Genomic DNA, 16276 nt, shown 5'->3' with positions numbered 1-16276 from the left:
TCAAATGTCGGGTTCATTCAAACAATAAACAATAGGAAATTAACATGAAATATTCTGGATTAACTTTATGGTTTACAGGGTTAAGTGGTGCTGGTAAAACCACTGTTTCTCAGGGGGTAGAATTGGAGTTAAAAAAACGATGTTGTCAGGTAGAAGTTTTAGATGGAGATGTGGTGAGAACTCATCTTTCCCAAGGTTTAGGTTTCAGTAAAGAAGACAGGGATATTAATGTTCATCGCATTGGATTTGTGGCCAGTCTGTTAAGTCGTTATCAAGTAATTGCCATTGTTTCTGCTATTAGTCCCTATCGAGAAACGAGAGAAAAGGTAAGACAAATGACAGAAAATTTTGTAGAAGTTTATGTCAAAGCATCTTTAGAAACCTGTGAAGATAGAGATGTTAAAGGCTTATATGCCAAAGCTAGATCTGGAAAAATTAAAGGATTTACAGGGATTGATGACCCCTATGAAGAACCTATAAATCCAGAAATTATTTGTAATACGGAACAGGAAAGTATTGATGAAAGTGTTGTTAAGGTAATACATTACTTGGAAAAAATGGGATATATTCCAGTATCTGATATTCCCGAACTTCAATTAACTAATGTCTAAAGTTAATTGGTAATTATTCAATTCCTGGAAATCTTAATAATAGGTTTCAGATTGGTATAAATATCTATCTGAAACCGTATTTAATTTTTAATTTTTCAACTTCATGTTGATATGGTACTTCTAACTGTATATATTGTTTTCCAGTCTCATGAAGTACAAACCAATTTATTCCCTATTCTCTGTTCCCTAAAACTAAAAAACTTTGTACCTCACGAGCATGGGAACTACTATATATTCTTAAATTTTGTAGCGACCACACGGTTGAGCTAATGGAAACTCTTTTGGAATCAATTCCCATTTTATATCAAGTTACTAAAATATACTTTAGTCATTTGTTCACAAGGTGCTGATATCTTCAAATTTCAGCTTATACTTTGTGAGCTTTTTTGCGATATTCTTCTACTTTTAAAACATTTTCTTAGGAGGTTGATCTTTAGTCATACAACAAATCTCCATTCGGGAACTAGATAGTGAATCTCATGGTCAGATTTCAGTAAGTGAGTTGTTTAAACAACTGAGTATAACATGGGTATTATATAAAATGAGAAAGGAGGTAGGGAGTAGAGGATAGGGAAAATAAATTGTTCAAGCTTATATACATATAGAGTCAATCCAACATCTAAAATCCAAAATTGATATGACTGAATCTTCACTTTATCAACCCGAAAAGAATATTCTCTTAGAAGCATTTTCTAAAGATGCTACCATAGCTCTAAGCATTCAAGTTTGTAATATATTGATAACTTATTTAGTGCAAATTTGTCTAGCACAATGGATGGGACAAACTGAATATGGTATTTATGAATATGTTAATTCTTGGGCTTTACTTTTAGCAATCCCTGCTTGTTTAGGTTTACCTCGTACATCTGTGCGTTTAATTTCAGAGTATAAAGTTAAACAAGACTGGGGACGTTTACGTGGTATTCTGCGGTTAAGTTGGTTTCTATCCCTATTGGGAGGAACATTTCTAGCCCTCATTGTTGTAGCAATAGTCTGGTATTTGAGTGTTAATTATAACTTTGTATATGGGATACCCATGTTAGTGGGAATGTTATTATTACCATTGCAATCTCTGGTACATTTGCAGATGGAGACAGCTAGAACAATGGCAACAATTACCTTAGCTTTCATTCCATCAGAAATAATCTGGCCAATATTAGTATTTTGTGGGGGATATTTTTTATCAAAACAAGGCTATTTTCTGACTAGCTTACCAATGATTTGTGTAGCTATAACTACGTTATTTATTGTAGTTATTGTGCAATTTTGGTTGTTGCATCAGAAAGTAAATAATGAGATTGAACCAGCTACCCCGATTTATTCTACTCAAGAATGGTTAGGAATCTCTGTTACTTTGTTGCTACAACAAGCATTTTTTACCATCTTAGAGCAATCTGATATTCTCCTGGTTGGTTCTTTCCTCGGTCCTGCACAAGCAGGTATTTATAGTGCCGCAGTCAGAACTGGTCACTGGATAATTATCGTGTTGGTGATATTAAATAAGATATCTGCACCCAGGTTTGCAACTTTGTATGTTGAAGGAGACATTCCCGGTTTACAAAAACTCGTTACCACCGCTAATTACTGGATATTTTGGCCTAGTTTACTGATTTCTTTGTGTTTAATGTTTTTTACTCAACCAATATTGAGTATTTTTGGACCAGACTTTGTTGATGCTAATTTATCGCTGAAGATATTGGTTATAGGTAGATTATTTGATGCTTTATGTGGTTCTGTCGGTTGTTTAATGGTCATGACAGGTCATCACAAAAAATCCTTACCTGTGATTGGTTATTGCTTAATCATTAATTTAGTTTTACATACAATCGCTATTCCTACTTTAGGGATGATCGGATCAGCGATCGCTACCAGTGTGACTATGATAATCTCTAATGTTTGGTTAAGTTTCTTAGTTGTCAAACATATTAAAATCAATCCTTCCATTTTTATCGGCTTTTTTAATCCAGCACTTGAGTCTGACAAAACCCTTAACGAGTGACAAGATGATTAAAAATGAAAGGTGACAATAATTTAATAAAATAAGAGAGTAAAAAATAGGGGCGAGGAAGCCCCTAAAACAAAAAATGTTACCATAATTATGTGAAACAATTTTCCAAAAACATTAAAATATCTATTTTTATTCTGTTCATCTTTTAATCTTGAACATTCTGATCCTGATCATATTTATTAATTCCATTAACCAAAATAAAATGGGTGAACATATCACAAAAATCAGAGAAAATGCCAAACAACTACAACAAAAAGCCAGGATGGAAATAGAAAAGATAATATCAGGAAAGTATCTATTGAGTATAGTATGATCAAATTCTTAATTATGGCGCATTACGCTAAAATACTATAAATATATTTTATGATATAATAAACAATTAAATCAATATTTTGCTATCATCAACATCTACCACAGATAAAAACCTCTATGCTTACCCAAGAATCAACAAAAACTCAAACCATAAACTGGAAACCCATAATCAAAAAATTTGTCGCAGTCCTGGGAGAAAAAGGTGTAGTACAACGCAAAGAAGAACTCCTTACCTATGAATGTGACGGGTTAACCAGCTATAAACAATCTCCCCCCGTTGCAGTATTACCAAGAACCACGGAACAAGTATCAGAAATCGTCAAAATTTGCAATCAATTCTCCGTTCCCTTTATTGCTAGAGGTTCAGGAACAGGTTTATCTGGTGGCGCTTTACCAGCAGAAAATTCCGTTTTAATTGTCACTTCTTTAATGCGACAAATCTTAAAAATAGACTTAGAAAATCAGCGGGCTATAGTGCAACCAGGAGTAATTAATAGTTGGGTGACTCAAGCAGTTAGCGGCGCTGGTTTTTATTTTGCACCAGACCCTTCTAGTCAAATTATTTGTTCTATTGGTGGTAATATTGCCGAAAATTCAGGAGGGGTACATTGTTTAAAATATGGTGTGACAACAAATCATGTTTTAGGTTTAAAAATAGTCCTTCCTAATGGTGCAATTGTTGATATTGGTGGACAAATTCCCGAAACTCCAGGCTATGATTTAACCGGTGTCTTTGTCGGTTCAGAAGGTACTTTAGGAATTGCGACAGAAATCACTTTAAAAATTCTCAAAAGTGCGGAATCAATTTGTGTTTTATTGGCAGATTTTACCAGTGTAGATGCTGCTGCTGCAACGGTTTCTGATATTATCAGCGCGGGCATTATTCCTGGTGGTATGGAAATGATGGATAATATTAGTATTAACGCTGTAGAAGATGTGGTTGCTACTAATTGTTATCCTCGTGATGCTGCTGCTATCCTATTAGTAGAAATTGATGGTTTAGAAGTGGAAGTTTCTGCTAATAAACAGCGAGTTAAAGAAATTTGTCAAAAAAATGGAGCGCGAAATGTCACTAGTGCTAGTGACCCAGAAACTAGATTAAAATTATGGAAAGGTAGAAAAGCAGCTTTCGCCGCAGCAGGACATATTAGCCCAGATTATTATGTACAAGATGGTGTAATTCCTCGCACCCAATTACCTTATGTTCTCCAAGAAATTGAGCGGTTAAGCAATCAATATGGTTATCCTATTGCTAATGTCTTTCACGCTGGAGATGGTAATTTACACCCATTAATTTTATTTGATAATTCCATACATGGAGAATTGGAAAAAGTCGAAGAATTGGGAGGAGAAATTCTGAGATTGTGTGTAAAAGTCGGCGGTAGTATTTCCGGTGAACATGGTATTGGCGCTGATAAAAAATGTTATATGCCAGATATGTTTAGTGAAGTTGATTTGGAAACAATGCAATGGGTAAGACAGGTATTTAATCCTCAAAGTTTAGCAAATCCTGGGAAAATTTTCCCCACACCCCGCACTTGTGGAGAAACTGCAAAAGTATCTATTCAAAAATTCTCAGATGTAGAAAGATTTTAACAAAAAAGTTAGGAATCAGGAATATATAGCTATTCCTGATATTATGAAATAAAGTTTTTACCACCTTTATTTAATTCCTAATTCTCTGTTTTTCCCTGTCTTTAATTCTTCCTTTAGGCCTCTAATTCTGACATTGTTAATTCTTATGACTTTACCTAATTGGATTACTTTTTCTCGACTGCTGGGAATACCTTTTTTACTCTACGGTTTATACAATCCCACAAATCAAGCAAAATGGATCTGTTTAACTATATTTTTAATTGCAGCTTTAACTGATTGGTTAGATGGATATTTAGCCAGAAAACTTAATCAAATTAGTGAATTAGGTAAATTTCTTGATCCTTTAGTAGATAAATTATTGGTACTTGCACCATTATTAGTATTAGTAGAATTAGGAAAAATCCCAGCTTGGGCAGTATTTATAATTCTAGCACGAGAATTAGCGATCGCAGGTTGGCGAGTTAATCAAACTACTATCAGCGGTGCAAATATTTGGGGTAAACTAAAAACAGTTAGTCAAATAATTGCCATATCTCTCCTCATTGCACCCTTATCACCAATTTGGCAAACTCCAGTTTTAATTTCTTTTTGGATATCTGTAATATTAACAATTCTTTCGGGAATCATTTATCTCATTCCTCAAAAAACTAAGGATTGAAAATCAATTTATGAACATAAAACTCGAATTTTAAAAAGCAGATTACACAAGATTTTTTAATTAACGAATAAAAAACCCCGACCAAACAGGGCTTAATTGGGAGAAAATTTGCATAAAGATTAGATTAGATAGGCGTTGCTGATTTAATGTATGAAAATGATGATTCCAAAACCCTTGTAGAGAGGTTCTATGGAACATCTCTACACCTAAAGTCATATTTAGTTTCATCAATGCTGATTACATACAAATAATACTGCAACTGAAAAATTTAGGTATCTTTCCAGGTAACTAGCACTGTATAAGTTACATCAAATATTCCTGAAGAACCTTGAAAATCATACCGACTGTGTTGCGCTTTTGTAAAGGATTTTGCTTGGTAAAGTTTGGGTTCTCTGACGTAGTTGCTAAGAATGCCTTTTTGTTTATTTGTCGTATACATAATGTTTTTTCGGTTTGTTACATTCCGTAAATTATGATAAGACCATGATAACAATATTGTTACAAACCGTCAATAGATATTGACAAAGGAAAATCTTATGATACGTATAAAAATCACCTATCTAGAATCTGGGTAAAAATCTTAGTGACAACAGCCTCAAAAACTCACGCTGGGTTTCCAGTGGGAAGTTAGCGGAGGTGGGGAATATCTAAGAGAATTTTTGAATAACGTTTAGATACAAATATCGAGGCCGAAAACTTTATCTAACCCTCTATGCACTTAAAAATGCAGGATTTATATCGAACATTGCTACAGAACCTTGAAAAGCATTAATGCTTTGTTGCTTTTTTGTGGGAAATTTTACTTCGTAAAGTTTGGGTTCTCTCACGTAGTCGCTAAAAAGGCTTTTTTGTCCCTTCGGAGTATACATAATTTTTCCAAGGTTTGTTAAGTTATGTAAACTAATATAACAAGATTGTTACAAAGTGTCAATAGATTATGAGAGATTTTTAATTTAATTTAGCAAAAGAATAATTTATCTTTTTAATAAAGGCTGTTTACCTAAAATCGGGTAAAAATCTCAGTTACAGCAGCCATAAAAAACCACCCGTGCGGTTTTCCAGTGGGAATTTAGCAGGGGTGGGGAGGGGAAATATAAGAGAATTTTTGAACGATTATTAAACATAAATATTCCAGAAACCTTAGGAAAACCTTGATGTAACTACAACTGTAGAGCTTACGTCGAATATTCCTAAATGACGTTGAGAATGATGGCGGCTATATTGGGCTATTTTATGAGATTTTGCTTCGTAAAGTTTGGGATCTCTCACGTAGTCGCTAAGAAGGCCTTTTTGTTCTTTTGGAGTATACATAATATTTCTGGGGTTTGTTAAGTTATGTAAACTAATATAACAAGATTGTTAGAAAGTGTCAATAGATTATGAGAGATTTTTAATATAACTTAGTAAGAAAATAATTGATGATATTGATAAGGACTGCTTATGTATGATCAGGGAAGGAGTCTCCCTGACAGCAAGCATAAAAAAACTACCCGTGCGGTTTTCCAGTGGGAATTTAGCAGGGGTGGGAGGGACGTTAATGTATTTAGCTGCAAAATGTTTTGCTAGGTTATATAATACTTATACGCTAATATATTGATTAGTGTTTTTATAAAAATAATTACTAGTTTTTAATAGAAATTATTTAGGTTTTGATCAATTTTAGAGGGAACAGGAAAAACTCATGTTTAAAAGAGATTGAAATAATGACACTGTTTTTTCTCGTGCTACGCATCTTTTAAAAACATCTTTTTTTTTGACTGAGCTTTAAACTAGTGCAACTTTTGTCTATTCCCTGTTCCCTTTTTTGGTAATAGAAATGAACTTGGAAATGGGATTGTATCAATAAAAACAATATTTCCATAGAAACAGAAAATCATTTAATCATCAAAAATCTGAATTTCATCAAGTTGATTAATTACCACATCTGCACCCTGAACATTATCTGCTCTACCAATCCAAGTAATACCAATACAACCAGCAGCTTTAGCATTACGGGCCATTTGCATATCACCGACAGAATCACCTACCATTAAAGTTGCCTCTGGTGCGACTCCCAAAGCTTGACAAGCCTCTAAAAACAGTATTGGGTCTGGTTTACTAGGGCCATCATCAACACCTTTTTCTAGTTGTAAATAATCGCTTAACTGATGAATCCTTACAAATGTCTGGACTTCTTGAGTCGTTGCTGCTGAGAGAATCCCCAATTTTAACCCCGCTACTGACAAAGACTGTAATACCTCCAAACTACCCATAAATAAAGGTGAAGGAGTTTTACCAACATATTGATCTGCTTCTTCTAAAGCTTGACAAGCAATTTTTAAAGACTCAAACCATCCCCTACCAGTTTCCGCAATGTAAGCTGCTGCGGCAATTTCCGTTTCTCTACGACTTGCTACTGATATTAAACCTGCTGGATCTAAAAAATTACCATTAATGCCAAAAGCCATTAACAATGGTTCACCAATACCGGGAATTTGCGCGTCTATCATCCGGCTGATTTTTTGTCCTAATGTTCTTAAATATGACTCAGAATCTTCTAAAGTACCGTTTTTATCAAATAAAACTGCTTCAATATTAGAAAACGCAACGTCTTTACATTTAATAGTTACCAAAATATCCCACCTTACTCATATTAATTGCTGACTTTAGATTGTAAGTAAAAAAAAAGAGGGTTTTCCCCTCTTTGTCATATACTTTAACAATCCGAGTTGTAATTACTGAAAATTATCAATCTATTATTCAATAGCTGGGGGGATCTCTTCTTCAATTTCTGTTGCTGGGGGAACTTCTTCCTCAAGTACAGCTTCCGCAGGTGCAACGTCTCCAGCTACAGTTTCCACATCCGTAGCTTCCACAGGTGCTGCTTCTACAGGTGTAGTAATACCCTGCTGTTTGGCAAGCAATTGTTCCCGATACTTAGCTGCCATTTCTTCGGCCTTATCGTAAACCAAATCACGGTTTTTGATCATGTCACCAGGTTCGGGTTCTAACTGTTTAGTAGACAGCGAAATCCGTCCCCTTTCAGCATCCAAATCAATGATCATTACTTTCACTTCATCATTGACATTGAATACACTATGAGGAGTATCAATATGCTCGTGGGAAATCTCAGAAATATGAAGTAATCCGCTCACGCCACCAATATCAATGAAAGCACCGTAAGGTTTGATACCGCGAACAGTACCGATAACCACTTCGCCAACTTCCAAGCGGTTCATCTTGCGCTCAACTAGTGCTCGACGATGGGAGAGAACTAAGCGGTTACGCTCTTCATCTACTTCTAAGAATTTCAAAGGCAGTTCTTCGCCTACCAAATCTTCCTTGGGTTTGCGAGTGCTAATATGAGAACCGGGGATAAAGCCGCGCAGTCCTTCAATTCGCACTAATGCACCACCACGGTTGGTTGCGAAAACACCAGAGCGGACAGTAGCATCTTCTGCTTGTAGCTGTCGTACTCGCTCCCAAGCCCGCATATACTCAATCCGACGAATTGAAAGGGTGAGCTGACCATCTTCATTTTCATCGGTAAGGATGAAAAATTCCCGCGTTTCGTTTGATTGTAAGACTTCTTCCGGGGCATCAACCCGGTTAATAGACATTTCTTGTATGGGTATATATGCTGCGGTTTTCGCACCTATGTCAATCAGAGCGCCGCGCGGCTCTATACTGAAAACTGTACCCGGTACGACATCACCAGGGCTGAAATGATAGTCGTATTTATCTAGTAGAGCAGCGAAATCTTCGTGGGTAAATCCAATTTCTGTAGCGGTTAAGTTCTGATTGACCATGCTAATGTATTCCTGGGTCTAGTCTCCGTAAAGGTTTTGTCATAAATTCAGTTTATATGTAAGTAGGGGGATGACAATTTCCACTTACATTGCTGTCTTATCCTAGCTTAGAATAGCTAGTCTTAACACATATCAACTTCCAGACATAAAATTATATCATATATGGCGGTGAATAGGGAATGGGTAATAGGTAAAAGGGAACAGGTGATATCTGAGTTTTAATACCTAAAACAGAATATCCGTTGCTACTATTATCAGTAACAACGGATATTATTAGCATATATTCCCTCACAAATTGGGAATAACTAACTACTTATCTTTTTTCTCAAACCGGGGGGGTTCGCGGAAGGCGATTGAAAAAAAGAGTACACCTATTGCTAGGGCTAAAATCAAGATGTAAGCAACACTTTCCATATTTTTCAGATCTGTGCCTATTGAGCCAGTAATTTTAGTTTACCAAACCGGGGAAAAAGCATGAAGTAGATTTTTCTACTTCACACCTGATCCAAGTTTTAAGCTTCCGTTCTCCGGCGAGTTGTCTTGTCACCCAACTTCTGGAAAAGACCCCATTCAACTTGTTCTTCTTCAATTTCCACACCGGCAAATACATCACGGTAGATTGTCCGTGAACCGTGCCACAAGTGACCAAAGAAGAATAACAAAGCGAATACAGCATGACCGAAAGTAAACCAACCTCTAGGAGAAGTACGGAATACACCGTCAGAGTTCAAGGTTTCTCTGTCAAATTCAAAGATTTCCCCACCTTGAGCTTTCCGGGCATACTTCTTAACATCAGCGGGGTCTGTAAAGGTTTGACCATTCAGATTACCACCGTAGAAGCTGACAGTCACGCCAGTTTGTTCAAAGCTGTATTTAGATTCTGCTCGACGGAAGGGGATGTCAGCGCGGACAACACCATCTTTATCGGTCAAAATTACTGGGAAAGTTTCAAAGAAGTTAGGTAAACGACGAACTGTTAATTCCCGTCCTTCAGCATCTGTGAACACAGCGTGACCTTGCCAAGATTCAGCAATACCATCACCTTTCACCATTGGACCTGTACGGAATAGACCACCTTTAGCAGGGCTATTGCCAACGTAATCGTAGAATGCCAATTTTTCAGGAATTTGCGCCCAAGCTTCGGTCAAAGTAGCGCCATCGGCAACACTGGTTTGTACACGACGCTGAATTTCTTGACGGAAGTAACCTTGATCCCACTGATAGCGGGTAGGTCCAAACAATTCAATGGGGGTAGCAGCGTTACCGTACCACATAGTTCCAGCGACTACGAAAGCAGCAAAGAATACTGCCGCGATACTACTGGAAAGTACGGTTTCAATATTACCCATCCGTAGGGCTTTGTAGAGCCTTTCGGGCGGTCTAACTGTGAGATGGAATAAACCCGCGATAATACCGACTACACCCGCTGCAATGTGGTGAGCAACAATACCACCTGGATTATAAGGGTTAAATCCAGCCGGACCCCATTCTGGTGCTACTGGCTGAATACTACCAGTGATTCCGTAAGCATCAGATACCCACATTCCTGGACCAAAGAGTCCAGTTTGGTGGAAAGCGCCAAAACCAAAACAAAGTAAACCGGATAAGAACAGGTGAATACCAAACATTTTTGGCAAGTCTAGGGCAGGTTCACCAGTGCGAGGATCTCTAAAGAGTTCCAAATCCCAGAAAACCCAGTGCCACACCGCAGCCAAGAATAATAAACCAGAGAGAACGATGTGAGCCGCAGCAACGCCTTCAAATGACCAGAAACCGGGGTCTACTGCTGTACCACCAGTTACACTCCAGCCGCCCCAAGATTCGGTTACGCCTAAACGTGCCATAAAAGGAAGTACGAACATCCCTTGTCGCCACATGGGGTTAAGAATTGGATCACTAGGGTTATAAACGGCTAGTTCGTACAATGCCATTGAACCCGCCCAGCCAGCTACTAAAGCTGTGTGCATTAAGTGTACGGAAATCAGCCGACCTGGATCGTTCAGAACGACTGTATGTACTCGATACCAAGGTAGTCCCATTGACTATAAGCCTCCTGGATAGTTATGTTTACAAAGCAATTTTCTTACAGAGGTTCTGCATGGTGGAAACCGCCAATTAGAGGAATCTCTAAGTTTTTTTATTGCTGATTTTGAGTTTGACAATACCGACCCACTACCACAGATTTAGGTCTCTGTCAAGAACTAGCTGTGGAAGTGTTTGGATAATCGCTAAACAAAAATGAGAATATTTTAAAAAGTGTAACTATTGATGGCACGCTTTGCAAGTGTTTACATCTCTGGGGTTACATAGATTGGGGCTTAAATATTGCTACTAGTCTCTAGAAAGGCTGTTTATAACCTGATCTATCGGGAAGTCCGAAGTTTTTTTAAGTCCACTATTCCAGGATACAGGATAAAACTAAATTGGGGTTTTACATAAATATCCCAGTAAGTGTAAAGCTCAGTTACAAAGCGTGCTGAGATACAAGCGACAAGGATGGTTTTAAGAGCCTTAGTTGACATACTCACCGACCTGAAGGTGCGGTAATTCTTGACACTTCAATGAAACACGCCACAAGTGGTCTTATCGTCCCTCCATGTCCGTTTAAAGTCTCCCAATGCCCTATGGCGACTATGACCAAATTTTAACATAAAGCCGTCCTAGAAGGACGGGGCTTGTGTCCCGTCTTTTCGGTCATGTACTATCAAAGAACTATAAAAAAGTGGGTTGAAAAAATCATCATATAGTTGCCTTCCAAAGGCTTATGGTTTTGTACTGCTGACAAAATAATGATTTGCCTTTTTTCACGCCGCTAATTTTGGAGTCATCATTGATTACAGTCATAATAATACAATCAGAGCAACTTTTCATTGCATTGTTAAAACTCCAGAACTAAAACGCTGGGTTGGTAATCTCCCGTGATGTTATCTATGAAACAGTTAGCAATCCCATGTTTATTATTCCGTAGCGGCACATCTCGTGGACCGTTTTTTTTGCAGTCAGATTTACCCACAGATACAACTATCCGAGACAAGATAATTCTAGCCGCAATGGGTTCACCAGATGACCGCCAAATAGACGGAATCGGAGGCGCAACAACACTAACCAGCAAAGTTGCCATATTCTCACCATCTCCACATCCTTGGGCTGATGTAGATTATCTCTTCGGTCAAGTGAGCATTAATCAGGCGGAGATTGATTGGAGTCCATCCTGCGGTAACATGGTTGCTGCTATCGGTCATGCAGCCATTACCAGAGGTCTTGTGACCGCAATGGATCAGAAAACTATTGTCAAAATCCGTAACGTCAATACCAATGCACTAATAGAAGCTCTAGTCCTGACCCCTCAAGGACAAATTATATACGATGGTGATATGTCCATTGACGGTGTACCAGGGACAGCAACACCAGTTTTACTCAACTTCATGGATATTGTCGGTTCTAAAACAGGTCAACTTTTACCAACCGGCTATTGTCGTGAAGAAATCGAGGGAGTTGAGGTTACTTGTCTTGATGTCGCCATGCCTATGGTCATAGCACGAGCTAATGATTTAGGTAAAACTGGTTATGAAACCAAGGCAGAACTAGATGCAGACACAGCTTTCTTAGCCCGAATTGCCAGAATTCGCCGCATTGCTGGTGAACGAATGGGACTAGGTGATGTTACAAATAGTGTAATTCCTAAATTTGCGATTATTGCACCGCCACGTTATGGAGGAAACATTACCTCCCGTTATTTTGTCCCCAATGTTTGCCATAGCGCCCATGCTGTCACAGGTGCAATTTGTGTGGGTTGCTGTAGTCTCCTGAAAGGTTCTGTTGCCGAAGGTATTACTACTTCAATAGGTTCTGGCAATGAAATGGTGATAATTGAGCATCCTGCTGGGAAAATTGAGGTTTCTTTGGTGACAACTAATCAAGATTCGTCCATGATTGTTGAAAGTGCGGGCATTGTGCGAACTGTGCGTCTGCTTTTATCAGGTAATGTTTATGTATCAAGTCGTTTGTTGAATTAGATCAATTCAAAGGAAACACTATGTGCGAATTGTGCGTCTCGGGTAATGTTTATGTATCAAGTCGTTTGTTGAATTAGATCAATTCAAAGGAAACACTATGTTAAATGAAAATCCGCCAAAGCAACTGAAACGAGAGTTAGATTGGCTAAGTGCGGCAATCATGGGATTAGCATCAGTCATTGGCGCGGGGATTTTTGTCAGTATTGGTCTTGCTGCTGAGATATCTGGTTCAGCGGCGATCGCTGCCTTAATAGTTGCTGGCTTATTAGCAGCTTGTAACAGTCTCAACCTCGCCCAACTTGCTGTTAATCATCCTGTTAGTGGTGGTATCTATGAATATGGTTATAAATACTTAACGCCCTGGTTAGGCTTTACTGGCGGCTGGATCTATCTTTTAAGCAAAACTGCCGTAGCAGCTACCGCAGCCCTGGGATTTTCTGGCTATCTTTTAAATAATCTCGGTATGACCGATTCTGGGATTTTAGTCCCTGTAGCGGAAACTGCTGTATTTTTGATCACTTTCATTGTTTTGGGGGGGATGCGGAGTTCTAAAATATCAACTATTGTAGTTGTTTCTATCACCATCCTGTCTCTACTTTGTTTAATTATTGTGGGGTTCTTTTTCTGCTTTACTCATGGGTTTGAGAAATTGACTTTTTCAAGCACAAACTCTCATCACTGGACAATTAATTTTCTGCAATCAGTGGCTTTAATGTTTGTTTCCTATAATGGTGCTGCTCGCATTTCTATGGTTGGTGAAGAAATCGTAGATCCTAAAAAGAGTATCCCCAGAGCGATTATTTTCACTATAATTGCCACCATGCTCCTTTATATTTGCGTAGCAGTCATCAGTTTGGGATCAATTGGTTCAGATGCGTTTGCTGAAGCAACTAGATTGAATGCAGCACCTTTAAAAGCAGTAGCTGATAGTTTTGGTATTCCCTTTGTTTCTAATTTCTTAGCTGTTGGCGCTGTCACTTCTATGCTGAGTATCTTATTAACTACGGTTTTGGGTGTATCTCGCTTGCTGTTAGCAATGGCACGTCGTGGAGATATGCCTAATTTTTTTACCAAGTTGAATAGTGCGGGGACAACACCTGATTTAGCCGTCATCGCTGTAGGTATTATCATCGCCCTTCTTGTATTCATCGGTGACGTAAAAGTTACTTGGTCTTTTGGGACATTTGGGGCTTTATACCGAAGTGCCATTGTCAGTCTAGCTGCATTACAAATCAGTAACGAAGAACGGTTATATCCAAAATGGATATCTTGGCTATCTTGTTGGTCTTCGCTGTTGCTGGCTTTTTGCATTGAATGGCGCTACTGGTTAATTGGTATTGGGTTAATGGCTCTTGGACTGATATGGCATTTTATATTTCGTCAGATTAATTCCACAGAAAATATTGAGGTAACATTAAACGAATAACCTCAATAAAATAATGCCTGAATCAGGATTGACGACGTTTTTTAATGTACAATTCTGACTCAGAGAAAAAAAATTGAAAAAATTTTTTGTGGCTTTTTTTTTGTGGTCAAAATCCCTTGACTTTTTTTTCTGAAAGTGCTATTTTTACAATGGGAGTGTATGCCTCAATAATATTTTTGCTTATATTCCCATTATATTAGTATCCCTAATATACCACATATTTCCACCGCTGAACCCTGAAAACAAAAATTTTTTTTAAAAAAACTTATTGAAAATTGAAAATCAATAATTTAAACTTATGAATTATCAAGTTCCAGTAGTCGGTTAAAACCGACTATACCTGAAAATGGCTGGGATCTAAATTCCCGCCTTCACTCCGCTAATTTTCAAAACGTCGGTCATTGTTACACAGTAATTAGGTAAATTGAAACTGCTAGGATTAATAGCATGAGCATAGCTAAAATGACGATAATTCATACAGAATCTATCCCAGGCTGCCATTTGAATGCGGAATATAGCAATAATCACGTTTGCTAAACCTATAGATAGAGGAATGCGGAAATAAATCTTTTTACTTAAATAAGCACAAACTTCTTCAATGGCTTGATTAGCAGTTAAGGCAGACTGTCCTAAAACAAATCGGCGTGGATCTCGCTGTTGTGGGGGATAATCAATTAAATATTGGATAACTGTGGCAATATCTCGCCCATGAATAAAGTGAAAACTGCTATCTGCTTGTAAAAAACGAATGATATCAATATAGCTAGTAACTTCGGGAATACCAGAGGTAAGATGAGAATAAGGTTTTTTGTCATCACCACCTAATACTAAGGTAGGAAAAACTGTGGTAATTTTCGGGAAAATTGCTAATTTTTCGATTTGATGTAAACAATCATATTTAGACCGGATATAATCTGTCCCAATTTCCCCGGCTTCTTTAAGTGGTTGATTATTGTTATTTAAGACACTCGCAGTAGAAAAATAAATTACCTGCTCACATTTTTCAGGATTTAACAAACTCATTAATTCTAGAGTTTTGAAGACATTAATATCAAAAATGCCCTCACCACCCCAGGAAGTGGCTGTTAATACGGCGATATCAATGGTTTTGAGTAAATTAGAGAATTTACCAATCTCTTGCATATCACCCTGAATAACAGTGATATCAGGACGGACTGTAGTATCAATTTGCAATTTATCGGGATTTCTAACTAGTAGATACAATTCGTAGTTGGTGTTTTGAATTAGGGCTTCAGTGATATAGTGACCGATACAGCCACTTGCACCTGTAACTAAAATACGTTTTTTGGTCATGAAATTGGATGTTGGGGTTTTTGGGGATAGTTGAAGTCAGTGCGTAATTGTAGCATAATTTGAGAAGATAGATCCCCAATTTCTTAGAGAAATCAGGGATCTGGGTGTTAGTTAAGTTATATTATATATTTTTTTTAAATGAACCCTTCCAGACGCAGAGAAATGAGGTTTTGAGAGATTTTGCGTAAATCTTGATTAATTAGGGTAAAATTACAATAAAGCTTTGATGGTGAGTCTATGCGTCAATGTCTTAATCCTGACTGTCTTTTTCCTAACCCTGATAATTTTCAATATTGTCAAAAGTGCGGTAATTGGATCTGCTGAATATTGCGCTCCTGAACAGTCAATGGGTAAACCATTATTTATTAGTGATTTATATAGTTTAGGGCAGAAATGTTGAATGTCGTTACAAAACTTTACATATTTAAGTATAGTAGTATTATCAAGGGTAAAAATGTCAACATTTCATAATATCTTCCATCCAATGAACATAACTGATTTGTTGACACATACAAGCTTGAAGATAGCGGAATTTATCTAACATCTT

The 16276-nt window shown here is 37.5% G+C and carries 14 protein-coding genes; 7 read left to right on the top strand and 7 right to left on the bottom strand.

Annotated features, from left to right (window positions below; all coding sequences use genetic code 11):
* Positions 1-44 precede the first annotated feature (44 nt).
* The 4 genes from cysC (at position 45) to pgsA (ending at position 5185) form a co-directional block, all read left to right on the top strand.
* The gene (gene cysC, locus H6G44_RS16380) at positions 45-611 is read left to right on the top strand and encodes an adenylyl-sulfate kinase (RefSeq protein ID WP_190387603.1); all 567 of its coding nucleotides are present in this window, start codon (positions 45-47) and stop codon (positions 609-611) included.
* A 637-nt stretch (positions 612-1248) separates the two neighbouring features.
* Entirely contained in the window at positions 1249-2610 is a 1362-nt protein-coding gene (locus H6G44_RS16375; protein ID WP_190387602.1) for a lipopolysaccharide biosynthesis protein, read from the top strand.
* Between the two features lie 438 nt (positions 2611-3048).
* Positions 3049-4527, top strand: coding sequence for a glycolate oxidase subunit GlcD (glcD, locus tag H6G44_RS16370; protein WP_190387601.1), 1479 nt, complete (start codon positions 3049-3051; stop codon positions 4525-4527).
* A 145-nt stretch (positions 4528-4672) separates the two neighbouring features.
* Positions 4673-5185, top strand: a complete 513-nt coding sequence (gene pgsA, locus H6G44_RS16365) for a CDP-diacylglycerol--glycerol-3-phosphate 3-phosphatidyltransferase (protein ID WP_190387600.1) — start codon at positions 4673-4675, stop codon at positions 5183-5185.
* A gap of 268 nt (positions 5186-5453) precedes the next feature.
* On the opposite strand, the gene H6G44_RS16360 is transcribed toward pgsA, so the two are convergent.
* The 6 genes from H6G44_RS16360 to psbB form a co-directional block, all read right to left on the bottom strand.
* Complete coding sequence (locus H6G44_RS16360; protein WP_190387599.1) at positions 5454-5624, bottom strand: hypothetical protein; 171 nt, start codon at positions 5622-5624, stop codon at positions 5454-5456.
* Positions 5625-5895: 271 nt separating this feature from the next.
* Positions 5896-6054, bottom strand: a complete 159-nt coding sequence (locus tag H6G44_RS16355; RefSeq protein ID WP_190387598.1) for a hypothetical protein — start codon at positions 6052-6054, stop codon at positions 5896-5898.
* Positions 6055-7062: 1008 nt separating this feature from the next.
* Positions 7063-7797, bottom strand: coding sequence for an HAD family hydrolase (locus tag H6G44_RS16350; protein ID WP_190387597.1), 735 nt, complete (start codon positions 7795-7797; stop codon positions 7063-7065).
* 123 nt (positions 7798-7920) lie between these two features.
* Positions 7921-8973, bottom strand: coding sequence for a 30S ribosomal protein S1 (locus H6G44_RS16345; RefSeq protein ID WP_190387596.1), 1053 nt, complete (start codon positions 8971-8973; stop codon positions 7921-7923).
* Positions 8974-9282: 309 nt separating this feature from the next.
* Positions 9283-9387 carry a photosystem II reaction center protein T gene (locus H6G44_RS16340; protein WP_015083195.1) on the bottom strand — a complete coding sequence of 35 codons (105 nt, stop codon included), beginning with the start codon at positions 9385-9387 and terminating at the stop codon, positions 9283-9285.
* Positions 9388-9485: 98 nt separating this feature from the next.
* Complete coding sequence (gene psbB / locus H6G44_RS16335; protein WP_190387595.1) at positions 9486-11012, bottom strand: photosystem II chlorophyll-binding protein CP47; 1527 nt, start codon at positions 11010-11012, stop codon at positions 9486-9488.
* An 891-nt stretch (positions 11013-11903) separates the two neighbouring features.
* Between psbB and H6G44_RS16330 the strand changes: the two genes are divergently transcribed.
* The gene (locus H6G44_RS16330) at positions 11904-12989 is read left to right on the top strand and encodes a 4-oxalomesaconate tautomerase (RefSeq protein ID WP_190387594.1); all 1086 of its coding nucleotides are present in this window, start codon (positions 11904-11906) and stop codon (positions 12987-12989) included.
* Positions 12990-13086: 97 nt separating this feature from the next.
* Positions 13087-14415: an APC family permease gene (locus tag H6G44_RS16325; RefSeq protein ID WP_190387593.1), complete on the top strand. Its 1329-nt coding sequence runs from the start codon at positions 13087-13089 to the stop codon at positions 14413-14415.
* Between the two features lie 357 nt (positions 14416-14772).
* Here H6G44_RS16325 and H6G44_RS16320 read toward each other — a convergent pair whose 3' ends face one another.
* Positions 14773-15729, bottom strand: coding sequence for an NAD-dependent epimerase/dehydratase family protein (locus tag H6G44_RS16320; RefSeq protein ID WP_190387592.1), 957 nt, complete (start codon positions 15727-15729; stop codon positions 14773-14775).
* Between the two features lie 237 nt (positions 15730-15966).
* Between H6G44_RS16320 and H6G44_RS20775 the strand changes: the two genes are divergently transcribed.
* The gene (locus tag H6G44_RS20775) at positions 15967-16053 is read left to right on the top strand and encodes a 4-Cys prefix domain-containing protein (RefSeq protein ID WP_338078973.1); all 87 of its coding nucleotides are present in this window, start codon (positions 15967-15969) and stop codon (positions 16051-16053) included.
* Positions 16054-16276 lie beyond the last annotated feature (223 nt).

Origin of the sequence: Aphanizomenon flos-aquae FACHB-1287, assembly GCF_014698755.1 — a bacterium.
Classification (GTDB): domain Bacteria; phylum Cyanobacteriota; class Cyanobacteriia; order Cyanobacteriales; family Nostocaceae; genus Dolichospermum; species Dolichospermum flosaquae.
This window is presented reverse-complemented; position numbering and strand designations above follow the sequence as displayed.